Origin of the sequence: Kosakonia sp. HypNH10 (assembly GCF_029850615.1) — a bacterium.
In the GTDB taxonomy this organism is placed as follows: Bacteria; Pseudomonadota; Gammaproteobacteria; order Enterobacterales; family Enterobacteriaceae; genus Kosakonia; species Kosakonia cowanii.
The window spans coordinates 1-4042 of the sequence record NZ_JAOTIU010000016.1 but is presented as its reverse complement, the minus strand read 5'-3'; the positions used below and the strand labels follow the sequence as shown (position 1 = coordinate 4042).

4 protein-coding genes and 1 pseudogene are annotated in these 4042 nt (G+C 42.6%); 4 read left to right on the top strand and 1 reads right to left on the bottom strand.

Going from position 1 to position 4042, the window contains the following annotated elements:
* The 4 genes and pseudogenes from N7V53_RS22265 to N7V53_RS22250 form a co-directional block, all read left to right on the top strand.
* The coding region (locus tag N7V53_RS22265) for an RHS repeat-associated core domain-containing protein (protein ID WP_279794967.1) at positions 1–571 on the top strand (571 nt) is incomplete at its 5' end.
* Positions 572–579: 8 nt separating this feature from the next.
* Entirely contained in the window at positions 580–1383 is an 804-nt protein-coding gene (locus tag N7V53_RS22260; protein ID WP_279794966.1) for a hypothetical protein, read from the top strand.
* Between the two features lie 177 nt (positions 1384–1560).
* Positions 1561–2697 (top strand): annotated as a pseudogene (locus N7V53_RS22255) (RHS repeat-associated core domain-containing protein); the annotation flags it as partial.
* Positions 2698–2709: 12 nt separating this feature from the next.
* Complete coding sequence (locus tag N7V53_RS22250) at positions 2710–3258, top strand: DUF1629 domain-containing protein (protein ID WP_279794965.1); 549 nt, start codon at positions 2710–2712, stop codon at positions 3256–3258.
* 483 nt (positions 3259–3741) lie between these two features.
* Here the strand turns inward: N7V53_RS22250 and N7V53_RS22245 are convergent.
* Positions 3742–4042, bottom strand: a 301-nt coding sequence (locus N7V53_RS22245) for a tyrosine-type recombinase/integrase (protein WP_279794964.1), incomplete at its 5' end; no start/stop codon positions are given.

Below are 4042 nucleotides of genomic sequence, written 5' to 3'. Positions count from 1 at the left end.
GCAATATCTCGACCGCGAGAGCGGGCTGCACTACAACCTGTTCCGCTACTACGACCCGGTCGCCGGTCGTTACACCCAGATGGACCCGATTGGGTTAGCGGGCGGGCTGAATACCTACAGCTATGTGGGTGATCCGCTTACGGGGATAGATCCTTTTGGACTTGCGCCATGTCCAGTTAGAGAAGTCAATGGAGCTAAAATATATGGCAAAGGGCAAGTCGATAAAACGCCTGGCCATGATCAATTCTCAGAAGTTATTGCAAATAAACTTGCTATGAGTGGTAAGTTTAACGAGATTTATTTGAACAGGTCTTATAGCTTTGCGCATGGACCTGGTATTTCCGGAAGAAGACCTGACATTATGGTCGTTGATATAAACGGAAAAACACACTCGATAGAACTTGCATCAAAAACAGATATGGGCAAAAATTTGCCGACATTAACTACTCGGAACCAGGCGGCAATGAGTAACCTCCCGCCTTCACAACAGGGCGAAATAATTCTGTTTAAACACCATTATGATGCTTACCATATTAAGTCTGTATTAGATGATTTGATTGAAAGTATATAGGAGTTAGCATGGCTTTCGGTTTCGCTATTTATGGTACACAAGAGATTACACCTTCCAGTGCGCTTAATGAAGGTATTCGTTTTTTTGAAACTATAAAATCTGATATAAATGCACAAGGTTACTATGCGTTGCGAAGAGATCGAAGCCAAGAGGATATTGATTTTGTAGAGAAAAGTCTGGATGAGCTCAAATATGCGCTAGAAAAAGGTGAAGCTAAAGATTTCCGGATTTATCATGAAGGTCTTAAGGGTACCCCCTGGGAAGCGGCTTTCGGATATTCAACAAAAACATTCGGAGGCTTTTTCCATATAAATCTTCAATACAATGGTGATGGTCTTGAAGATTTATTTTTATTTTTATTTTTATTTTTAGAAAGGTTTTTTGAAAATAATGCTGCGTCTTATGCAATAGGCTATAAATGTGCCGATGTATATGATGCCTATCATTATGCAATTGGAGAGAACATGGTCAAGCTTTTTTCATGGGAAAATGCAATGACCTTTAATAAAGAAGTTGATGGTCGATTTCAGGGACAGGCAAGGTTTAATTCAACAAAATTACGGTTAGTATACCCCGTTAATGTCATTAATTCCTCTCATTTAGATATTATGATTGGCGAATCAACATTATGCGAGGCCATACAAAAAAATGATTGGGGTATACTAAAAAAAATTAACAGTGTAAATGAGAGATGGTTTTGGATTGTTCAGGACAATCAATTGGAAAGTATAAATAATGAGCTCGGGATGCATGGGGTTTTAATTTCTTGGAAAAAATTTAGTCCCAGAAGAGGTAGCAACAGGTTGCCGTAAGATTCATAATATATATTAAAATACATGAGTTATTCTTATCTTTAAGGCGGGAGAGCCCGCCATTTTCATTAATAAATAACCATAATAAATACTGCTGCAAATTTTTAATTAGTGAATCAATAACTTTTTTTCTAATTAAATGATAATGAGCATATGAAGTGCCAGAACCTTGGCAGGCACAACCTGTTGCTGCGCCCCGGCGGGCTGAAGCTCGATTACGACGGGTTCGGGCGGCTAGTTCAGCGGCGGGATTAATCCGGTGTTATTCAGCATTTCACGTATGACGATGAACAGCGGGTAAAGGAAATCCGCTTTGAGGGGAACAGCGAGTTCCGCAAAGTGGAATACCGGTACGACCCGCTGGGGCGCAGGACGCACAAGATTCTGTGGCGCTACGGTGATAAAGACCCGGAAACCATCCGCTTCGACTGGCAGGGGTTACAGTTGGCGGGCGAACAGAGCGACCGGAAACCGGACCACTACGTTCAGTACGTCTACACCGAGGGCAGCTACGAGCCGCTGGCCCGCGTCGACAGCGGCTTCGACAACTGCGAAATTTACTGGTACCACACCGAACTCAACGGCCTGCCGGAGCGGGTAACGGACGCTGACGGCCAGACCTTGTGGCACGGGCAGTTCAGCACCTGGGGTAAAACGGAGCGCGAGCTCAGCGTGCCGCAGTGGCAGGTGCCGCAGAACCTGCGCTTCCAGGGCCAGTATCTCGACCGCGAAAGTGGCCTGCACTACAACCTGTTCCGCTACTACGACCCGGTCACCGGGCGTTACACGCAGATGGACCCGATAGGGCTAGCGGGCGGGATTAATACCTATAGCTATGTGGGTGATCCGCTGGTGTGGGTGGATCCGCTGGTGTGGGTGGACCCGTTGGGGTTATCAACTAATTCATGCGTGGGAACTCTTGCGAGAGGAGATATCAACTCTAATATTGTAGGAGGAGTAAAACCGGGCTACGCAGGTCATCATTTAATTGGTGTTGCAGAAGCGAAAAAGTACCCCGTTATGCATAAGGCAGCTTCTTTAGGATACAATGTTAATAGAGGAAGAAATGGTATTTCTCTACCTACAATCGTTGAAGAATCTCTGGCATCGGGTTTGCCTTTACATTCTGGCCGAAATCTCAAAGAAGCAACCATGTTTACGAATAAAGAACTGAGAATTCTGCAGAGTAAATATGAAATGAAAGCTATTAAAGATAGCGAACTGCTCGATGAAATTGGTAAGGTTGAAGATAAGATTCGTGAAGCCTTACTTGGCCGGCAGTTTAAGTTGCAAAATGCCAATCCACATTTTTAAGAAGGATAGAATATGTATTACCGTATAAAAGAAACATATGATGATAACTTGTATACTGATGTAACTGTTACAAACATGAACGATGTTATGCCTTTCAATGTAACACTCCCAGAAAAACTGGGGAGTAACTTTCCTGTACTACAACTGGAGCTTGATTCTGATTTAAGGCCAAACGATTTTTTTAAAATCGGACCTTTTGTAATAGTTTCCTCGAAAATGAAGAAAATACTTGAAAGCGTACGCGCTGATTACGAATATTTTGATGTAATTATTACGTCCGACACAGCAACATATTCGAAAGGCGACTTCTTTTTTGCTCACTTACTATGCGCCATAGATTTTCTTAATAAAGAGGGGTCTGTGTATACCCCTTATGAATCTAACGATGCATTTATCGAAAGAATAGAAAAAGTAGTAATTGATGAGCAAAAAATGGATGGTGCGCCAGCCGCCATGCTAAAAAATTGTTTCGAAGACGTTACTGTTTATCAAGATAAACTCGTTGATAAAATGATTCAAGAGTCCATATCGGGCGTGGAATATGAAAAATTAAATCATTAGTATAGATAAATTATCAATCACGTCTTTAACAACCGCCGGGAAATAAGCTTGGTTTCATGGCCGTTATTATGGAACCCTGAGTTTAAATTTCTCTTATGTTCCACAAACCCCTCTTACAGGAGGGAATCATAAGGCTTTATTTAGTAATATAAAGTGGGATTTATTAAATTATTTATTAGAGCACACTTATATCCCCTTTTTTAATAAGTCACTTTTTTTATGAATCTTATTTCTATTTATGAGCAAGGTCATATGCACTGTGGCTAGGCCGGTCCGTGGCCCCAGGACGAGCTAATAATTCACTAACCCTCCTTGCGGAATGCGCCGCGAACTGGTGTTCAAGCGCTGCTACCGGCGTGTCAGCATCCCTGAGCAGTGATGATTTATCCGAAAACTCAAAAAAAATCGTACAAGATGCATTAAATTATTCATTACTGTTTGAAATCTTTGATGGGAGAGCTGACAGGAATAGCCAAAAAGTAATCAGAAAAGCACTTTTAGAAAATCTATAGCCTGTGTCGATAGCTGAACGTAACGTTCAACGCCTGTTTTAGTCTCTCTCAGATGTATCGTCCCCTTCTCCAGATCAACATCCTTCCACGCCATGTTACAGACCTCACCGGTGCGGCAACCTGTCCACAAGGTCAGACAAAGCACGTTTTTGATTGTCAGTGAAAAAGCAGAACCCGGCAGCCACTGGAGAAACTTTTTAAGCTCAGCTTCACTCAGCACACGCGTACCACGATTATTGGTAAGCTTGATTCGTGTCTGACGGAGGCTGGAC

Excerpts from the sequence above, each read along its gene's own strand:
- N7V53_RS22260 (WP_279794966.1), top strand. The coding sequence starts at position 580 with ATGGCTTTCGGTTTCGCTATTTATGGTACACAAGAGATTACACCTTCC.
- N7V53_RS22250 (WP_279794965.1), top strand. The coding sequence starts at position 2,710 with ATGTATTACCGTATAAAAGAAACATATGATGATAACTTGTATACTGAT.